Here is a 21,009-nt window from a genome sequence, read left to right as displayed (position 1 = left end):
CGATTATTGGTTTTCGCGTGCAAAGGTAATTATTTTAATCGAGAATCAGGAATTATCCGTTGAATTCGCATAAGTAGAGGGTGTCGAACCAAATGTATCCACAAAGTGCTTACGGAAAGTAGGTATATCATTATATCCCACCATCTCAGCCACTTCCTGAACAGCATACACCTTCTGTTTCAGCAGTCCAGCCGCTTTTTTCATACGTACCCCTCTTATCAGCTCTATAATCGTGAAGTCCGTACTCTGCTTTACTTTTCGATACAACGTAGGTTGACTCATATTCATATCTGATGCCAATCGCTTCACATTGAAATCCGCTTCACGGATATTCTCTTCTATAATTTTCACCAACGAAGCAATGAACGGATCTTCCATTTTTACCTCTTCTGTACCCTCATCTGTTTCACTATTACCATGTTCAGGCAACACCAGCAATTTGGTATACATCTGTTTCAGGTTCACACGCCCATTTATCAAATTCCGTACTTTTGCTTTCAGTATACTCGGAGTAAAAGGTTTCAGAATATAATCATCTGCACCCAGTTCAAGTCCTCTGACGATGTCTTCGTCTTCCACCTTCGCTGTCAGCATGATAAACGGAATATGACAAGTATCCAATCCTTCCTTCACCTCCTTGCAGCATTCAAATCCGTCCTTAACGGGCATCATCACATCACAAAGAATCAGGTCCGGCTGCTCCTTGATGGCCATATCCACACCTTCCTGTCCATTGGTAGCCATTATTATGTTATAATCCTTCCCAAACAGAACTTTCAGATAGAGACGGATATCTTTATGATCTTCTACAATCAATAAGTTCTTCTTTGCTCTCGCAACAGCAGGGGTTTCAACAGGTATATGCACCACAGTCTCTTCCGGTCTGGGCACTTCCCGAGGCACTTCTGCCTCAACTACCGGCACTACCGCCTCCTCTACTTCCTTCGGTTCATCCTCTTCCACGAACAAAATATTCGGATCATTTTCCAGCACTTCTTTTCCAATAGGAATATTTACAGTAACCTCCGTTCCTGTTCCTTCTTCACTGTTCAGGCTTATTGAACCATGATGAAACAGAATAACTTGTTCCATCACATCATATCCCAATTCAATCCCTGTCAGATCTGTCTGAAGTTCTTCATCCACTGTCTGCCTGACCTCCTTCACCTGGCTTTTTCCACTATCCGACACAGTAATTGTACAATAAGCTACTCCGTTGTTCACCGTCTCCTGCATTGACAAATGTACTGAACCTGACAGACGTACATGATTGAACGCATTAGAGAGCAGATTATGCAACACAAATCGGATTCTATTACTATCTACCCAGATCTCAAGTTCTTTTTTAGTCTTTTTATCATAATGAAAGTCAATCTGATTCATGCGTACCAGTTCGCTCACCGCAAAAACTACTTTGTCCAAAATCTTATCAGCAGTATTACGAGATACTTCCAGCTTTTCCGCCAAAGGGCGTTGAGTATAAATAGCTAATAACTGATTACATGCATCCAGCATCCCAAGAGAGTTTCTGTATGCCACACGTACCTTCGACAGAATTCTGGTCGACAAATCATTCTCCTGCGACATTTCCTTCAATGGCGCAATAATCAGTGAAAGTGGCGTACGCAATTCCTGTACAAACAACGTGAGCAGCTGATTGCGCATCGCTTCTATTTCTTGTTTTTGTTCTTGTTTCATCTTTGCAAGATTTAGTGTTTCTTTCAGCTCCATCTCACGAGCTTTATGCATCTCACGTTTTTTCCCCTTACGCTCCATGTAATAATATACAATGAAGAGTATCCCTAAAAACAGGGCCATATATCCCAGATAGGCCCAACCTGTTTTCCACCAATGTGTATTCACACGAATAGACATTTCAATCATTTCTCCTTCACTGGCATCCGGATAGATCAGTTTCACTTGCAGTGTATAGTCTCCTACAGGCAGATGTCTGTACGAAATACCATTTTCCAGCGTTCCTATTTTCCATGCCTCATCCGGCAATAACCGATAAGCTATTTTCCGTTGCATCATGCCAAACTGCAAATCTGAAAAATAAAAAGTGAAATCATTATTATCAGCATCAAATACAAACTTCTGCTGCAAATTGGGCGAGGTAGTCAGCAATATCTGCCCATTCCTCTTTTCTCCCACAGGTACAGATTCACCATTTACCCACAATTCCGACACCACCAACCGACTTTTATTTCGGGTACTCTTAGCCATCAATGGGTCAAAATAAATCAATTCTCCCGAATTCCCCCACAGCAACCGACCGTCCCGAAGACGGCATACTTTATCACAATCTCCAAACAAAGCATAATCATAAAATGTAGTCCGGTCATTTCTTATTGTCATAATCCCCGAATTACTTCCCAACCAGGTATTTCCATTCTGATCATCAACCATACAGAAAATATGTCCGCTACTCAAACCATTCATCAAAGTAAACACACTTTCCACTTTATCCTTTTCACGTCCGTCTATGCGAAATATTTTATCAGAGTAAGAAGCAAATATTTGATTGTAACTATTAACATAAATAAAATTTACCGGCGATACATTCAACCCGGCATCCCGTTCATAGTTTCCAAACAAAGTAATATCGGTTCCCTGTACATCAATACGCTTCAATCCAAGATTCGTACCCACCCATATATTTCCTTCTTTATCTTCTGCTACGGCACGCACATCTTTCACCTTCACGCCTTTATCTTCCAATTGTACCAGCCGACTGGTATTTCCTTTGCTATCAAAAAGAATCAGTCCCTCTGCTGTAGCAATCCACAAGCGATTTCTGGAATCCAGGCAGAACTGACGGATAGAAGCTGAAAAATTAGTCCTACCAGCAGGAGCCAACTTATAAGATTCCACCTTTTCTGTTACCGGATCAATATATAAAACTCCGGCATGCTCATCACCCAGCCATAAGCATCCATTTCTATCTTTATAAATCCTGTAGTTCTCGTTTACCTTTATCCCTTTCGTCCATGGTACAAAAGAAGTATTTTCTGAAAGAACCGTTGAAGTACTTCTCCATACTTGTCCTTTATTCGTAGCGATCCACACACAGCCTTTCATATCTTCCTCAATGGCGGTAACATCTGCATTAAACCGTTGTTGCAGACGATTGCATGCATCTTTAGTAAAATCAACTTTAAGTGCCCCACCTCCAAACGTACCTACCCACAACATTCTTTGCGAATCATCCCACAGCAAACTCGTCACTTTTTTCGCCACCTTAAAATTATATGGTTGCTCTACATAATCCATTCTATAAGCGGATTTAGTCAGATCTTTAGAATCGAATTCCAGACGAAACAACCCTGTCCAGGCAGCTACATAATAAGTATTTTCATCCAGACAGATAACATCCGTCACATACGTATCCTGCAATGGCGAATACCCACCCGCCTCATGCAAGGTATGAAATGTTTGCTGTTTGAGATTATAACATTCAATGTTGGCCCTCGACGAACAGATCCACAAATAATCTCCATGTTGATAGAGAGTTGTTATTTTGCTATACTCCGCTTTAAGCATCTCAACTTTTCCGGAGATAACATCATAAATCGCCACTTTCGAATTGTCTACGCTGACAAAAAGAGTCTCACTGCCTATTCCGCATAGTTTTGAAATGTTTCCCTTTACTATAGGCTCAACCGATAAAGTAAATGTGATACACTCCTCTCCCTCCTTTTCAGAACGGACAGCTTTCCCTATATAGAGCCCACTGCTGGTTCCGACACAAACAAAGTCTTTGCTTACTATATATAAAGAGGTGATACTTTTCGTATCAAATGACGAATCAAAGTTTACAGGTAGATAAACCTCTTTATTCGTATCAAAGCAGACAATCCCCCGTAAAAGACGGAGGTAAAGCAAACCATCAGTATCTTCTGAAATAGAATAAACGGCATCCAACACCGGTTGTGAAGAAGAATCATAACGAGAAGTCAAAGGGTAATTCAACAATCGAAAACCGTCATAACGACTGAGGCCCATATCTGTAGCAAACCAAACAAATCCTCTCTTTCCGTTATGGATATCATAAATAGTATTGTTATTCAACCCACTATTCATCGTAACAGGAAGCATGTTACCATAAAATGAGAAGGAATAAGAAAAGTACGGAGCCCCCAAAAGGCAGAGTATTAGCAATGAAAATTTAATCAAATGCTGTTTCATCTGTGTGGAAATAGTGATAACTACATTATTATTTGTTCGTATTAAGACACAAATATATACAAAAACTACCAGATACAAAACAAATAATAAATAAACTTATATTTATTATCCATATCGAAATGCTCAGTCAAAAAAGCAATGTCTGCATTATCATAATAAAATCCCCTGCAGGCAAAAACCTACAGGGGAATAGTTTGTTCTTGTTTTCGGTGTCCCTCAACTATTTATACAAAAAGAATCAATTGTTTGTTTCAGTGTTCCCCACCTTATTATTTTTTTATCGTACAATAAATAATTACTTGCTATATTTTAATAGTTGAAAACTATATGTTCCTTCTTCTGTCAGAAAATTGTAATTGCCTTTGAATACCACCGGTACTTTCACCAATACATTACCTTCATCTTTTACTTTGAAATACAGGTAACTTTCTGATTCGAATCCATAGGTATTACCGTCACCCCCCTTCACCGGAGAGAGTGACAAACCTTGTGCACGCCAGTCGAATAAATTGGAAGAGAAAGAATAATCAGTACCCCAATAATATACCTTATTATTATCAAAGCTGAATTTTAGCTCAACGCTCAGTGCAAAACCTTCATTCACACTGCTACGGGTAGAAGCCTGATAGTTGCCGGACATGACCACTTTCTCATAACCATTCTCCGAGGTACGTATACAATTGTGTTGAGTATTGCTGTTCTGACGCAAAGCCTCGAGAACATTACGCATATCTTCTGTTGAAACTGATGGAATATTGTCAGCACCTGTAATACTATATGTAACGTTCTCTACGCCATAAGCACTCCTTACTGATTCGAAAAGGGAAGTTTGTTCTACTATGTCATTGTCTGCACTTGTGCAAGAAGTAAAACCAAATACTAATGCAATTACGATAAAAGAATAAATAGTCTTCATAATGGGTCCTCCAATTTTTTTATTACTAATACTTGTTTGTTATCACCAAAGTTTGTTTTGTTTGTATTCCTCGTGGGGACCTTCATTTGTTTGTTTCTGATGCAAACGTAAAGACTTTATTTGATTAAAAAAACTTTTTTGAAGAAAAAATGAATGATTCACCCATCTTTTTTGAATGATACACACCCCATACAAGCACTTGGACAGAATATACAACTTATTAAACACCCATCATATCTGAATTAAACACAAACGAATACAAAAACACCACCTATAAAAATATGAATTATACACCCATCAATAAGATTAAAATACATACTATACGAAATCATCCCTCCGAAATGATATATCAATTGCAAGAATCACCTCCGAACAAAGATGAATATGCCAATTAATGGATAAAAAGAATCCGGTTACCTTTGCACTAAAACAAAACAAAACCTACCACGCATAATGGAAAATAAAAGAAAACTGTTTTTATTCGTTTGTTTGTTCGCTTCCACCTTATTATATGGGCAGGTAGTGGGTATAAAAACAAATGTGTTAATGGACATTACCAAAACCATCAATCTCGGAGCTGAAATCGGCTTGAGTAAAAAATCTACTCTGGACCTGTATGCCAACTACAACCCCTGGAAAGACAGTAACAACAAAATGTTCAAGATGCTCGCATTCCAACCGGAATACCGCTATTGGTTCTGCGATCGTTTTAACGGGCATTTCATCGGCATACATGCACACGGAGGCATTTATCAGGTAGCCGGTATCGATATGCCCTGGGGAATCTGGAAGGGCCTGAAAGACCACCGTTACAAAGGACATTTCTATGGCGCCGGTATTTCCTATGGTTACCAATGGATCATGAGTAAACACTGGAATATCGAAGCCAACATCGGCGTGGGCTATGCCCGTGTCAAGTATGAGCAGTTCTCCTGTGTAGAGTGTGGCGGTAAACTTGGCGAAGGCTACAAGAATTATTTCGGCCCAACCAAAGCTTCGCTCAGCTTAATCTATTTATTTTAAACAAACGCTGCAAACGATATGAAAAAAGTAATATACCTCTTATTATTAGTAATATTGCCGGGGCTGAGTGCCCAGGCACAAACTGTGTACAAAGATCAGGTACGTGTTGAGAATCAATCCATCACCCGGAGTGACGACAATCGCCTTACGATTGCTATGGATATCATCATGCAGGCAAACATGAAGATTTCATCCAACCGTTCTGCCACCCTCACCCCGATACTGGAAGCCAACGGTCACACAAAGGCACTTTCTCCGGTTGTAATTTACGGACGCCGCCGTGCGCTTGTCAACGAACGTGGCAATACAGTTCCCAAAGACGCTTTCGTTATTCTACGTCGCAAACGCAAAACAGAGCAACGGGTCAGTTACCTCGTACAGCTTCCTTACGAAGCCTGGATGCAAAAGGCCAATCTTGTAATGGATGCCGACCTTTGCGGTTGCCGCAATATCGTTGAAGCCAATACACTCGATCCGATTGCCACATTAAATATCGAACGCATTAAACTGCAACCGGCCATCGCGTACATCACGCCCAAAGCCGAAGAAGTCAAACATCGTGCTGTGGAAGGTAGTGCTTTCCTCGATTTCCCGGTCAACAAAACAATAATCTATCCGGAATACCGTCGCAATCAGGCAGAATTAGCTAAGATACGCGCCACTATTGATACCATTCGTAACGATAAGAACATCTCCATCACAGGGATTCGCCTCGAAGGATATGCCTCTCCCGAAGGTAGTTACGCCAACAATGATCGTCTGGCCAAAGGTCGTACCGCTGCTCTGCTGAATTATGTACGCAATTACTATGATTTCCCGGAAGGGCTACTCACCATGGCTTCTACTCCCGAAGACTGGGCAGGATTCCGCAAATTTATAACGAACTCTGCATTGCCACAAAAGGAAGAGATCCTACAAATGATTGATTTGGACGAAAAAGACATGGATGCCAAAGAGAAACGCATCGCCCGTCTTGTAGGTCCCGAAACATACCGCTTTTTGCTAAACGAATGCTATCCGGCTCTGCGCCACTCAGACTATACAGTGGCATACACCGTACGCGGATTCAACCTTGATGAAGCAAAAGAGATTATCAATACCCATCCGCAACAGCTGAGTCTACAAGAGATATTCAATGTAGCACAAACCTACGAACAGGGTAGCGAAGAGTTCAACCATGCCTTCCAGGTAGCAGCACTTATGTTCCCGAATGACCCGACAGCTAATCTGAACGCAGCAGCTATGGAGATTCAGCGTGGTGGTGATCTTACTATCGCCAAAAAATATCTCACTAAAGCCGATGCTAACGAAGGAGCTACTCAAAACAATTTAGGGGTAATAGCACTGATAGAGGGTGATCTTGATACAGCACAACAATATTTCACTCGTGCCAAAGAAGCAGGAGTATCAGAGGCAGAAGTCAACTTACAGGAAGTAGCCAAACAACGCAACTTCCCAGTAGAATAAAGCAAAGATACTTTTTTTCTCATTCCAAATATCTCAATAAATTGTTTTTAAAGAAACCGCCGGATGAATATTCCCCCATTCATCCGGCGGTTTCTTTTAGTTGTCAAATAAGTAAGTATCCTACTCTCCGAAAAGACAGACCAAAGAGCACAAGAGTAACCATCAACCCATACAACCAGCTTATTTTCAGCGATATAAAACCCATTTATATTATATACGCAAGATTGTACACTTTTGCATGTGTTAACTGTACGTTTTTGTACTATAAAAGTGTACTAACATACTTTACAAAAGTGTACAAACTTGCCGAACAGGAATCTGGCGTTAACACTTAGTGTTAATAATATTAATTCAATCCATCATATTTTGATACTTATTAAAATCACAACTATCTTTTCAGCACTCCTTCCACCTCCAAAGAACAAAGTCCGGACAAATTCTATTACTTAGTGCTAATACTCTTGTATTCAGCCAACAACAAAGTCTATTTCCTGATTTAAAAAAACCTATTTTAAGGACTCGTTAAATACGTACTTATTGCATAGAAAGGATGGATAGTTTAACTTCAAAAATACTATACCTTATATTCCTAAATACAAAAGCCTCAAATGGAGTGTTAAAAAGCTATTGACAAGGAGACAAGTTAACAGGTTTTGAATATATTTCACCACAGAGTAGCACAGAATTTTATTATCCGGATAAAACGCAGATTAACGTGAATGATCGTAGATTTAAAATTCCCCCCACATACCATGTTAAATTCATCATCAGATTCTCATTGAATCCAAACCCAAAAAACAGATATAATTCAGCAAAAAAGAATCTGTTTTAGATGAAAAACATGAGTGAGAAATGCGTGAAAACACCCCTGTATCATGAGAATTAAGCCGTATTTCATTCATTTTTGACTGAAACACACACCACAAAAGCCCTACTTTACATTTTGCAGAAAACATCGCACATTTTTGAAAAAAACACCAATGAGCGGACTCATGACTTCCCTCTATCTTTGCAATGTCGAAAGACAAGAAGGATATGCCTCTCCTTAAAATATAAAAGCATGAAACTTCTCTTCCTTATATAATAGAAGTTTCTGCAAAACAAAAAAGAGCATAGTTAAAGAACAAAACAATAGTAAACAATAAAACAAACAAAAAACATTTCAAAGAAAAAAGAAACTTTTATTCGGAAGCTCTCTCCTTATTAGATAAGACACTTCCAAATCTACCGAACTCCACACATGAACAGAACCCACACTATTATACTAAATAATAATGTCGCTCTCTCAAAAAAAGTAAGGACCGCACTCCTTGAAAGTGCAAAATCAAAAACAAGAATCAAAAAGTATTAATATTTAATTTTATAGATTATGAAACTAAGAAGTTTATTTTTAGCAGGATTAGCAGTAATGGCTATGGCATCTTGTAGCAATGAAGATGATGCAATCGTTAATGGTGGTGAAAATGCAGCAAAAGATGCAGCATTACAATTCTCAATTGGTTTTCCTCAAACCACAAGAGCTACAACAGCATCAGGAGACAAGTCAGATGAGGGTTTAAGTTGCGAGCAAAAAGTAAACACAATCTCCTTTGTGTTAAAATACAACGATAACACCCCTACAGCTGTTTATGACTTTGACAATAACACTGAAGCAGCTCCTGGCTTTACTCAAGAAGGCCTAATTATTAAGACCGAAAAAGTTGAAGTAAATTCAGGTATTGCAAAAATATTTGTATTCATTAATCCTGTAACAAAGATTACTACTGAAAATTACGCAAATCTTCAAGAAACTGCTACATATAGCAATATGGATGATTTAGGTGATATTGCTAATCCAAAAGATTCAAAATTCTTAATGTTTGGAGAAGGTTCATGTACAATCAAAGGTGGTCAAGACAATGAAGCCGATGTTACTGTATCCCGTATTGCTGCAAAACTTGCAGAACAAACAGCAAAAGATAAAGAGTTTACTATTGAAAATAGTACAGATAAATTCGGTTCTGCAATCAAAGTAAAATTATCAGAATATTCATATGTAAATTTGAACAAAACTACTAACGTCACAAATAGTACTACCATTTTTACTCCGGCAAATACAGGATATTTCCAATATTTTAAAGAAGAACAAGCTTATCAAACATTTGATGGACTTACTACGATCAAAGAAATGAATGTTGAGGAAGCTAATAAAGTAACTTATTGCTTAGAGAACAATAATGCAGCAGCTCCTACTATGATACTTTACAAAGCTCAAATTACAGAATTCCCCAACTATACAGAGGGTAACAACTTCTACATAGATGCTGACGGTATATTGTATCCAAGTTTTGATGTTATGAATGCTAAAGACGGCAAATTCTTTGGTCAATTAACAAATAAAGAAATATATACCGGAATAGATAATCAAACAGCATTAAGCGATAACAGTTCTTACGAAGATTTCAATAAATATGGTATTCAAAAATACACAAAAGGAATTTGTTACTACAGAGCAGAAATAAAAACAGGTGCTGAAACTAAGATTGTTCATAATAACTATTACAAATTATCAGTATCAAAAATTACAGAGTTAGGTGATCCAGGTACTAATATCCCGACTCCAGGTAATCCACTTACTTATCTGAAACTTAACATAACAGTTGCACCTTGGACTGTTTGGAATAACGATATTATTCTCTAATTGCATCACACATAAACAAACTCCAAGCGGGGGAACAAGAAGTTCCCTCCTCCTTCTTTCCCCCGCCTCTCTTTTTTCTCTCAAGGTTTGATACCTAAAGATCCCAAACAAGACAATAAGCTCATAGCAAAAAATAAAGAAAGCATGAAACGAATACTCACTACCATACAAAAAGAAGCAAACAAAATACTGCTACTAACAGTATTGGCTGGTGCAATGGCATCCTGTGATTCTATCCTGGACTTCGAAGAAGGCGATTGCAGCATCGAATACCGCGTAAAGTTTGTGTATGACAGAAACATGGCTTTTGAAGATGCTTTCGCAAAAGAAGTAAAAACTGTAACACTATATGCCTTCGACGACGAAGGAAAATTCGTCTATCAGAAGACAGAAGAAGGTGAAGACAGATTAGGAACCGGAGAATACACAATGTCTGTAGACATCGAGCCGGGCGACTATCACCTCGTAACCTGGGCCGGACTGGATGACCAGTCTTTCGCCGTCCCTTTGATGACTGCCAACTCCAGAATTGAAGACCTCACCGCATTGACTTTACGTAATAAAGAATCTCAAACTCGTGCTAACGGCGAAGAAGGAAAATACATCGTAAAAGATCCGCTCTCACCCCTCTGGCACGGAGAAGTTACCAAGCAATCATTCACTCGCAGCGGCAGACAGAATATCGTTACCGTTCCTTTGACAAAAAATACCAATACCATACGTGTTGTAATTGCACAAGTCAATCAAAATCCCGATAAACCTATCACCCGTGCCAACGCTATCAGTAAAGAGCGGTTTTCATATACCCTCTATGATGACAACGGCTGGATGAACTACGATAATACACTGCTGAAAGACAACCTGCTTACCTATCTTCCCTATGTCACAGAAGATACAAGCATTAGCACACGTGCTTTCAGTGCAGATGGTACTACAGAAAGTGAATATCCTGCAGCTGTAGCCGAAATTAGTGTAGGACGTCTGCTCAAAACCCAAAAGCCGGAACTGAGAATTGTAGACCAGCAAACAAACAAGAATTTACTTGCCAATGGTTCACTGATCGGATATCTGAGCCTACTGCAACCAAGCCAACTCAATATGCCCCTCGAAGAATATCTGGATCGCGAAGATAATTTCGGAATGATTTTCTTCGTCGACGAGAACATGACACTGATCAGTACCAAAATTCAGATCAATGACTGGATCGTGAACATAAACGACTTCGAACTCTAAAAAGAACAAAGCAATGAGATATTCAAAACTAACATATTGTCTGTTGGCATTCCTCTGCCTGGCTACTACATCCTGTATACAGAATGAGCTGATAGAAGAGTACCCTATAGAACAAGAGAATCCGGTTCAGGTTCATCTCACGTTGAATATGCCACAGGCTACTTCAACAGACATTCAAGCCGGTACAGCAGGCGAACAGTATATAAATGATGTACATGTATATGTTTTCAGTCAAAATGGTTCTTTTATAGAAAAAGCCAGCAAAGTATATATCAGCGGAACAGATGGAGATGCTACCCGTACCATCATTGGAGTACTGGAAAGTGATTACCAACATCAGAGTAACGGTATAGAAATAGTAGTACTTACTAATTTGACGGCAAGAAGTATAACGGCTCCGATTTCGGTAGTAAACAAAAAAGCCCTATACAACCAATTGGAATATGCATATACCTCTGGTCAAGGTGATTGGGTATTTCCAACACAGGGCACTAATAAGAAGTATATCCCGATGTGGGGCACTTGTTCTCTTGATGCCATTCAAGAAAAGGATATCAATCAAGCAAGCTTATCACTCATAAGAGCCATCGCAAAAGTAGACGTAACACTGAATAGTGGAACCGGGTTTGATCACTTTAAATTAGAAACAGTCAAAGTATGCAATTACAATACAAAAGGATATTGTATACCTGTCAGTAATGAAACAATGACTACTCCTTCCATACCTCAGAGTGCTTTAATGCAAGGAAATATAACATTCACAGCAACCACCAGTGAGCAAAAAGCTGGTATACAAAATAAAATCTACATCCCCGAGTATAAGAATAAAGATGTAAGTGACAACCAGATTTCCTATCTTGAGATAACAGGTGAACTGACTACATCACTCTCGGAAAAAATACAGAAAGTATACAGGATAGATTTCAAGGTAAACGGCAAAGGAGATACCTTTGACATACTTCGAAACAATTGGTATAAATTCAACATCACAAGTATAAGCCAGGATGTCAATGTAACTACTCAATGTAGCTACGAAGTAGAAAGATGGGACTATATTAATGTAGATGTACCACCATTTAATTAATTAAAGGAGAATTTACGCATGAAAAAGCAAAACAATATATTTGCATACGCAAAACAGACATTCAGCCTTATACTGGCAATTCTTTTCTGTACAGCCTGTACAGACGAAACCTATCAGGACGAAAACCAGGTAGAAGAAGGGATACCTGTAGAAGTTGACTTCCAATTCAACACATCGGAGATGCAGAAAGTCAATACACGGCTCAGCGATGCCGGAGAATTTCAGGTAAATGATTTATATCTGTTTATTTTCAATTCTCAAGGTGAAAAAAAGCAAGGCAGCCACTATTATAACAGTGATGCGCTAACCGGTTTTGGGCATACCAATGGAGATCAATCCTCTCCAACCAAGGGTACAATAACAGGTATACAAACCACCAGTGGAAAAAGTTATATTTATGGCATAGCCAATGTTGAAGGTAATGAGTTGGATAAAAAAGGAGAATTAAAAGCTAAACTGGATCGAGTTAATTCAGTCAATGAATTAAAAGCTATTTTTACAACATTAAATAACGATGGAAATATAAACCGCGAGACTCCCCGCTTACTAATGAGCGGAACATTTGAAAGTGCGGATAACACTATAACAAACGAAGCAAAGGCAGAAGGTACCTGCTATATACCTGTTCGTGGTGGTGCTATAAATGGAACTTTACGCCTATGCCGTTTGGACTCTCATATCCAATTTAAAATTAATTTAGGAGACAAAATAGAGAAATTTGAATTGACAAGTTGGCAAGTTTACAACATTCCTACCAGCTCTTACCTTATAGCTCATACTGACAATTATCCTGAAACAACTTATTCAAACAGTGGAGAACAGAACAGTGGCATTACTATAGACAACAATGTATATTCTTTTGGTTTCTACATGCAGGAAAATCTAAAAGATGCCATAACACAGGATAGAGAGGGAAATGTTCTCTCTAAATATACAGATAGAGAAAAAGAATATAAAAACGAAAGTGGAGGAAATACAGGAGAATACAGACATGTAGAAGAAAATGCTACCTATGTAGAGATAAAGGCCAAAATGAATATAACAAATGCATCAAATCCGGATGGAATTAGAACTGCAGACGTCAAATATATCATACATTTAGGAGGAGGAGCAGATGACATTGAGAACTTCAAAAGCAAGCGTAACAAAAAATACACTTACAATGTTACAATCAACGACGTAGAGAGTATTATTGTTGAAGTACAAGGTGGTGAAGATGAAGAAGGTGCCAATCCGGGAGTTGAAGGCGATGTAGTAGATGCTAAGACCATTGTATACTCTTTGGATGCCCACTACAATTGTATCAATTTAGGATTTACTTACGAAGAAATCAAAGAGTTGTCATTCATCATACAATCTCCATTTGCTGATGATGCAATATATAGTGAAACAGGTAAACTGCCAGGAACAGAAAAAGATGCAGGAGATTACAAATGGATTAAACTCCAAAGAACAACAGATGCCCAAACATTGGCAAAATACAGAGAAAAGGGAACAACTCCTATCTATTTGTATGATTTAAAAAAAGACATGGAATCCCGTGGAGCAGATTTAGGATATAATCAAAAAAAGACTTATTATTACACAATCTTCATAGATGAATATTATTATGATACTCCCCCCACAGACAAAGCTGCCAGAGAATGGACGGACAAAAGTCATTACTGGAAGTATTTTGTGAATAAAGAGAACCGTAAACTACTATTATTCCTCTCACCTCAATACAGTGCAGACAAAGAAAGTAGTTATTCGGAAGCGAAATATATGTTCACCCAAAGATCAATCCAGACTTACTACAGTACTACCGACCTAAACGACGATGGAAATGCTTTAGGTATGGAGCATGTGAATGAAACAGGTATACCATCCTGGAAGTTAACAAGCAGTAACAGACCAAATGGCGACCGGGCCAGTAGTGCCCGGGGAAGTGAATATTATGGTTCATGGTCTGTAGATAATGGATTTTACAATACATATAGTTATGTAAAAAACAATAAGTGGAATTCCTATATAACATACACTGCTGATGCTAAAGGATATACATATTCCATGAAGGATGTTGCAGCTATAGCCGAATGCCTCTCCAGAAATAGAGACGAAGATGGAGATGGAACTATTGATATGGATGAAGTGAAATGGTATCTGCCAGCCAGTGCACAATTAATGAGTATGTTTTTAGGTGCAAAAAGTTTACCATCTCCATTATTTGACGATAGTTCTATCACAAGTGGAGTAACCGGTGACGACACCCGCTATCATTACATTACAAGTGACGGATTAAAAATCTGGTCAGAAGAAGGATGCTCTTTTAGTGGTTTTTTAGGAGGTACCGAAGGAAATACCAAATTCTATTCTCCGCAGCAACTAAGATGTGTCCGTAATTTGGGTTTAACCAATGCAAATGCAGATCAAAAGGCTAAGACAGTATCACCTGCCTATACAAAGAGTAACAATAATTTCAGAATGAGTTATATGACCCCTCAAAACATACGACCGGGAAAAGTGGAAGCAGAATTAGAGCGTCATGATAATTTTAGTGATACTAACAGACCCTACAAAGCATTTCAAATGGCAAACAGTTTTGTAGATCAAAGAGAGGGAAGTGGCGTTGTATGGAAAAGTATTTTTGATATCGACACCTATCATAATAGTAAATGCAAAAACTACACAGAAGGTGGTTATAAATGGAGAGCTCCTAATCAGCGCGAGTTGATGATTATGTTTCTCAATGATAAAACGAACGTTATTCATTCATATGATTATGATTATTATAGTGGAGGATATAAATATACTGACAGATCCTTTTCCCGTACTCATTGGAGATTCGGAGATACTGATATAAATAAAAAGAGACACTTTGGTATAGATGGAGAAGTTTTATTTTTAGATAGCTATAATAGTTCTTATAAGATGACTATACGTTGTGTACGCGATATAGATTAACAATCAATAAAATACAATATTATGGAAATACTCGATATCTTAACTCGCGAATCAGAAAATACACAGCAAGTGTATCTGTACGAAGAAGAAGGTCACTGGTATGCCTATGAACGTTCTGCACAACTTATAAAACAGTTATTTAAAGGACTTGTAAAAATCAAACAATTCGTGAACACGACGTATGATATTATACTTGACCGCGTAGAAATTGACTTAGGTACACTTATTGAGAAATGTCCTATCACCTTGTGTTCCGATTCGGAAATGATGATAGAATATCCTAAATCATGATAAAGATCATCCCTTTTTAACAAGAATATATTGTTTGTTTTGTTTGTGTTCCTCATCCCACTTACCAATACCGTCTGAGAAGATAGTGGTAAGTGGGTGGGGATTTTCAACATTTATCACACAGGCAATAAGATAAGAAGTATTATCTTTGCTTAGTAATTTATACAATCCATAAATAATCAGAAGCTATGAAAGAAAAAAGCGGAAGAAGAAAAGGTTGAAACGAAGGAGCTTAAAACAAAAAAGAAAGTCAGTAAAACACTTGAAGCTGCAAGAAAACTGAAGGGAAGTCTTATTGTAAATGACACAAAGTTTTTATTATAGAACAATGAGATATTTGATAGACACAAATATTTTTGTGTATTTGGCAACCGATGTAGATTCTTTAAGTAGAGATGTATTATCTTTACTCGAAGAACCGAATACTTTATTGTATATCAGCGTAGAATCAGTGCGTGAATTGATTGTAGGATATAGAAATAAAGGACTGTGTTCCAAACGTTGAAACTCTATAGAAGAAATGGTCACTGCCATCGAGAAAGAATATTATATCAAAAATACTCCCCTTAAAAGGGAGCATATGGGTATTTATGCCCATATGGAAATCAATGAGAGCCAAGGACATAAGGATCCTTCAGATCATGTTATTATAGCACATGCATTAACTGAACATTTACCACTTATATCAAGCGACACGCGTTTTGAGCTTTACCGTAAACAAGGACTCGATCTGATCGTCAACAAGAAATGAAGATCCCCCCTGACAATATCGTCGACGGATATAATGGTAAGTGGGTGGAGATTTATTATAAAATATATAGGTTCGTATCCGCTAAAGTTGTATATTTGAAAAGTAAAATAACAACAAATCACTAATACAAACGCCATGAGCAGTAATATTTTTCTAATCATCGCACTTGTCACAACAGGTATTTTCGTTGTTCAGTTCATTCTATCCATCTTTTTTGGTGATTTTGATGCTGACGCAGATATTGACACAGACATAGGCAGTGTAGTTTCTTTCAAAGGGTTAACTCATTTTGGTATCGGATTTGGATGGTATATGTATCTGCAACAAAGTACAGATGCAACAGCATATATTATTGGCATACTCGTCGGATTGCTATTCGTATTTGCTGTGTGGTATCTCTACAAAAAGGCTTATCAGCTACAGCAAGACAACCACTCAGAAAAAACAGAACAGCTTGTAGGGCGGGAATGTACTATCTACTTCAGCCGGGGTGAAGGAAAATATACCGTACAGGTGAAACGCGATGGCGCAATGAGAGAAGTGGATGTTATATCTGAATCAGCCAAGAATTACCAAACAGGAGATAAAACTGTTATTGCCTCTTATAAAGAAGGAGCGCTTTATATTAGTTGACAGTGGACAATGGACAGTTGACAATGGACAGTGGACAGTGAAAATCTTAAGAACTCAGAAACTCAAATAACTTAAAAACTCAAATAACATGACTCAGGAAATGATGATTATGGCTGCTATTCTGGTGGCAGTTATTTTACTTACATTTATCGGAATTCTTTCCCGCTACCGTAAATGTAAAAGTGACGAAGTACTCGTAGTTTACGGTAAAACAGGTAAAGACAAAAAATCGGCAAAACTCTATCATGGTGGCGCGGCTTTCGTATGGCCTATCCTACAAGGATATGAATTCCTATCGATGAAACCCATGCAGATAGACTGCAAACTGACAGGAGCACTTTCAGCACAAAACATCCGTGTAGATGTGCCAACCACTATTACTGTAGCTATCAGTACTGATCACGAAGTAATGCAGAATGCAGCAGAACGTATGCTGGGCCTTACAATGGATGATAAACAGAACTTGATTACAGATGTGGTATACGGACAGATGCGTCTGGTTATTGCCGACATGACAATTGAAGAACTGAACTCCGATCGCGATAAATTCTTGTCAAAAGTAAAAGATAACATTGATACTGAACTGCGTAAATTCGGTTTATATCTGATGAATATCAACATCAGTGATATCCGCGATGCAGCCAACTACATTGTCAATTTAGGTAAAGAAGCCGAAAGTAAAGCACTGAACGAGGCACAAGCGAACATTGAAGAACAAGAAAAATTAGGTGCTATCAAAATCGCAACTCAGATAAAAGAACGTGAAACCAAAGTTGCCGAAACTCGTAAAGACCAGGACATCGCCATTGCCGAGACAAAGAAGTTACAGGAAATTTCGGTCGCTAATGCAGACAAAGACCGTATCTCACAAGTAGCAATTGCCAATGCGGAAAAAGAGGCACAGGTAGCAAAAGCAGAAGCAGATAAGAACATACGCATTGAGCAGGCGAATACGGAAAAGGAAAGCCGCGTGGCAGAACTAAATTCTGACATGGAAATCAAACAGGCAGAAGCTGCCAAAAAAGCAGCCATCGGGCGAAATGAGGCACAAAAAGAAGTTGCCAAATCGGACGCTGAACTGGCTGTGACACAAGCCAATGCCGATAAAGAGGCCGGAGAAGCTGCTGCAAGATCAGAAGCTGCCGTGCAAACAGCCCGTGAGACTGCACAGAAAGAGGTGGAAGAGGCCAAAGCGAAAAAGGTGGAATCCTCTTTGAAAGCAGAAAAAATAGTTCCGGCAGAAATAGCCCGACAAGAAGCTATCCTGCAAGCAGAAGCCGTAGCAGAAAAAATAACCCGCGAAGCGGAGGCGCGTGCAAAGGCTACTTTAGCGCAAGCAGAAGCAGAAGCAAAAGCTATTCAGATGAAGCTGGAAGCAGAAGCGGAAGGTAAAAAGCGTTCGTTGCTGGCAGAAGCAGAAGGCTTTGAAGCTATGGTGCGCGCAGCAGAATCCAATCCGGCTATCGCTATCCAGTATAAGATGGTAGACCAGTGGAAAGAAATTGCCGGTGAACAGGTGAAAGCATTTGAACATATGAATCTGGGAAATATCACAGTATTTGACGGAGGAAACGGTAGCACAAGCAATTTCCTTAGTTCGCTGGTAAAAACGGTAGCACCAAGTTTAGGAGTTCTTGATAAACTGCCCATTGGAGAAACTGTGAAGGGAATTATAAACCCGGAAAGTAAAGAAGAAAAAGAAGAAGAAAAGAAAAAATAATGTGCCAATATAATCAATGTGCCAATTGGCTGCGCAATGTATGTACAGCTTAATTGGCATATTGGCACATTATTAAATTAGAAATAGAATTTATCATGCGTTTTTATCATTATCCAGTCTATTTATTCTTATTTATAACTTTCATTAGCTTTGCCGGATGCAAGGAAAAAGACAAATCGCTCAAACTAAACGAGCCACGAAATATAAAAGGGGTTATCAGTTATAAACGTTCATTTGGCGATCTGAACGATATTCACCTTAAAGCAGCACAAAGTTTAGGAATCCGCCCGTTAACTTCACGCGAAGAAGCTGAACGAATGAAAGGAAAACTGGTACACATCAAAAACAATGATTGTTATACCGTTGATTCACTTACACATTCCATCCCCTTCCTGGTACCACGCGCCAGTGACTTACTTAACACAATAGGAAGCAATTTTCTTGACTCACTCACAGCAAAAGGATTAAATCCAAATCAAATAGTCATCACTTCTGTTCTCCGTACAGAAGATGACGTAAAACGTTTGAGGCGCAGAAATATAAACGCATCCAAAAACTCGGCCCACTTCTATGGAACAACATTCGACGTTAGCTGGAAACGCTTCAAAAAAATTGAAGATGAGGACGGACGACCTTTACAGGATGTCAGTGCAGACACATTAAAACTCGTACTGTCGGAAGTGTTGCGCGACCTGAGAAAAGAAGACAAATGTTATATTAAATATGAGCTAAAGCAGGGTTGCTTCCATATCACAACAAGATAATGAGGCATTACACCACAAAGATCTATTTATCTGATGAAACACGAATTAACGCAAATTGACGCGAATTAAAAAAGATGTTATTTTATCTTTTAAGTCTCTGCTTTAGCGAGAATTTGCGTTCAGCTGCGTTTTAATCAAATATCACCTGCCGAACCTCTCCGTGCGGGAAGCACTCGTAACCATACGTTGTAAATTTATTCTGCCGGAACACCTAAAGTATCCAAACCTTTTCACTAAATTTGCAGATATTTTTCTTTAATACAACTCAATGATAGAAAAACTGATTGTTCTTGAGGATATTGATCCGGTTATTTTTTATGGTGTAAACAACGCCAACATACAGTTAATTAAAGCTTTATATCCAAAGCTACGCATTGTTGCCCGTGGCAATGTTATCAAAGTTCTGGGCGATGAGGAAGAAATGTGTGCCTTTGAAGAAAACATCATTAAACTTGAGAAATATTGTGCCGAATATAATTCGCTGAAAGAAGAAGTCATTATCGACATCATTAAAGGAAATGCTCCACAGGCTGAACAGACCGGGAACGTGATTGTATTCAGTGTAACCGGAAAACCTATTATCCCCCGCAGTGAAAACCAACTGAAATTAGTACAGGGATTTGCCAAAAACGACATGGTGTTTGCCATCGGTCCTGCCGGATCGGGAAAAACTTATACAGCGATAGCGCTTGCTGTTCGTGCACTTAAAAATAAAGAAATCAAAAAAATAATCCTTAGCCGCCCTGCCGTAGAAGCCGGTGAAAAATTAGGTTTTCTTCCCGGCGACATGAAGGAGAAGATAGATCCGTATTTGCAACCTCTTTATGATGCCTTGCAAGACATGATTCCTGCTGCAAAACTAAAAGAATATATGGAGCTTAATATCATCCAGATCGCTCCGCTCGCTTTCATGCGCGGACGTACACTGAATGATGCCGTCGTAATCCTGGACGAAGCACAAAATACAACTACTCAACAAATAAAGATGTTTCTTACCCGCATGGGTATGAATACCAAAATGATCGTGACCGGAGATATGACACAGATTGATCTCCCCATTTCACAAACATCGGGTTTAGTACAGGCACTCCGCATATTGAAGGGGGTAAAAGGTATCAGTTTTGTAGAACTAAACAAAAAAGATATCGTACGCCATAAATTAGTAGAGCGTATTGTAGATGCCTATGAAAAGTTTGACAAAGAGAGAAAAACAGCTAAAGAGGGAGCAAGAGTTACCAATGAGAAAACAGAAGTTATCAATAATAAGCCTAAAGCTAACTGATAATAGAATTCTCTTGTAAATCAGTTCAACTCCT

14 protein-coding genes are annotated in these 21,009 nt (G+C 38.7%); 12 read left to right on the top strand and 2 right to left on the bottom strand.

Annotation, left to right across the window (positions count from 1 at the left end):
* Window positions 1–45: 45 nt before the first annotated feature.
* Complete coding sequence (locus K8P02_RS01215) at window positions 46–4,188, bottom strand: hybrid sensor histidine kinase/response regulator transcription factor (RefSeq protein WP_223381896.1); 4,143 nt, start codon at window positions 4,186–4,188, stop codon at window positions 46–48.
* A 295-nt stretch (window positions 4,189–4,483) separates the two neighbouring features.
* Window positions 4,484–5,104, bottom strand: coding sequence for a DUF5033 domain-containing protein (locus K8P02_RS01210; RefSeq protein ID WP_025866529.1), 621 nt, complete (start codon window positions 5,102–5,104; stop codon window positions 4,484–4,486).
* A gap of 453 nt (window positions 5,105–5,557) precedes the next feature.
* Between K8P02_RS01210 and K8P02_RS01205 the strand changes: the two genes are divergently transcribed.
* From K8P02_RS01205 to K8P02_RS01150, 12 genes are all read left to right on the top strand, one after another.
* The gene (locus K8P02_RS01205; protein WP_025866530.1) at window positions 5,558–6,127 is read left to right on the top strand and encodes a DUF3575 domain-containing protein; all 570 of its coding nucleotides are present in this window, start codon (window positions 5,558–5,560) and stop codon (window positions 6,125–6,127) included.
* 18 nt (window positions 6,128–6,145) lie between these two features.
* On the top strand, window positions 6,146–7,594 hold the full coding sequence (locus K8P02_RS01200) for a DUF3868 domain-containing protein (protein WP_025866531.1): 1,449 nt from the start codon (window positions 6,146–6,148) through the stop codon (window positions 7,592–7,594).
* Window positions 7,595–8,963: 1,369 nt separating this feature from the next.
* The gene (locus K8P02_RS01195) at window positions 8,964–10,274 is read left to right on the top strand and encodes an Mfa1 family fimbria major subunit (protein ID WP_002559412.1); all 1,311 of its coding nucleotides are present in this window, start codon (window positions 8,964–8,966) and stop codon (window positions 10,272–10,274) included.
* A 144-nt stretch (window positions 10,275–10,418) separates the two neighbouring features.
* A complete protein-coding gene (locus K8P02_RS01190) occupies window positions 10,419–11,507 on the top strand; it encodes a FimB/Mfa2 family fimbrial subunit (RefSeq protein ID WP_002559411.1) in 1,089 nt (362 codons plus the stop codon).
* 13 nt (window positions 11,508–11,520) lie between these two features.
* The gene (locus tag K8P02_RS01185) at window positions 11,521–12,591 is read left to right on the top strand and encodes a FimB/Mfa2 family fimbrial subunit (protein WP_002559410.1); all 1,071 of its coding nucleotides are present in this window, start codon (window positions 11,521–11,523) and stop codon (window positions 12,589–12,591) included.
* Window positions 12,592–12,609: 18 nt separating this feature from the next.
* Entirely contained in the window at window positions 12,610–15,534 is a 2,925-nt protein-coding gene (locus tag K8P02_RS01180) for a DUF4906 domain-containing protein (RefSeq protein WP_025866532.1), read from the top strand.
* Between the two features lie 21 nt (window positions 15,535–15,555).
* The gene (locus K8P02_RS01175; protein ID WP_007484197.1) at window positions 15,556–15,825 is read left to right on the top strand and encodes a hypothetical protein; all 270 of its coding nucleotides are present in this window, start codon (window positions 15,556–15,558) and stop codon (window positions 15,823–15,825) included.
* A gap of 520 nt (window positions 15,826–16,345) precedes the next feature.
* Window positions 16,346–16,576 (top strand): PIN domain-containing protein, encoded by a 231-nt coding sequence (locus K8P02_RS01170; RefSeq protein WP_044166158.1) that lies wholly within the window; start codon window positions 16,346–16,348, stop codon window positions 16,574–16,576.
* Window positions 16,577–16,711: 135 nt separating this feature from the next.
* On the top strand, window positions 16,712–17,209 hold the full coding sequence (locus K8P02_RS01165; RefSeq protein ID WP_007484191.1) for a hypothetical protein: 498 nt from the start codon (window positions 16,712–16,714) through the stop codon (window positions 17,207–17,209).
* A gap of 88 nt (window positions 17,210–17,297) precedes the next feature.
* Window positions 17,298–18,929, top strand: a complete 1,632-nt coding sequence (locus K8P02_RS01160) for a flotillin family protein (protein ID WP_007484190.1) — start codon at window positions 17,298–17,300, stop codon at window positions 18,927–18,929.
* A gap of 95 nt (window positions 18,930–19,024) precedes the next feature.
* Window positions 19,025–19,693 carry a DUF5715 family protein gene (locus K8P02_RS01155; RefSeq protein ID WP_002559403.1) on the top strand — a complete coding sequence of 223 codons (669 nt, stop codon included), beginning with the start codon at window positions 19,025–19,027 and terminating at the stop codon, window positions 19,691–19,693.
* Between the two features lie 268 nt (window positions 19,694–19,961).
* The gene (locus K8P02_RS01150; protein ID WP_002559402.1) at window positions 19,962–20,975 is read left to right on the top strand and encodes a PhoH family protein; all 1,014 of its coding nucleotides are present in this window, start codon (window positions 19,962–19,964) and stop codon (window positions 20,973–20,975) included.
* Window positions 20,976–21,009 lie beyond the last annotated feature (34 nt).

This window comes from Bacteroides nordii, from assembly GCF_019930665.1.
GTDB lineage: Bacteria > Bacteroidota > Bacteroidia > Bacteroidales > Bacteroidaceae > Bacteroides > Bacteroides nordii.
Note: the sequence above shows the minus strand (reverse complement) of the source record. Positions and strands in the feature narration are given on the sequence as shown.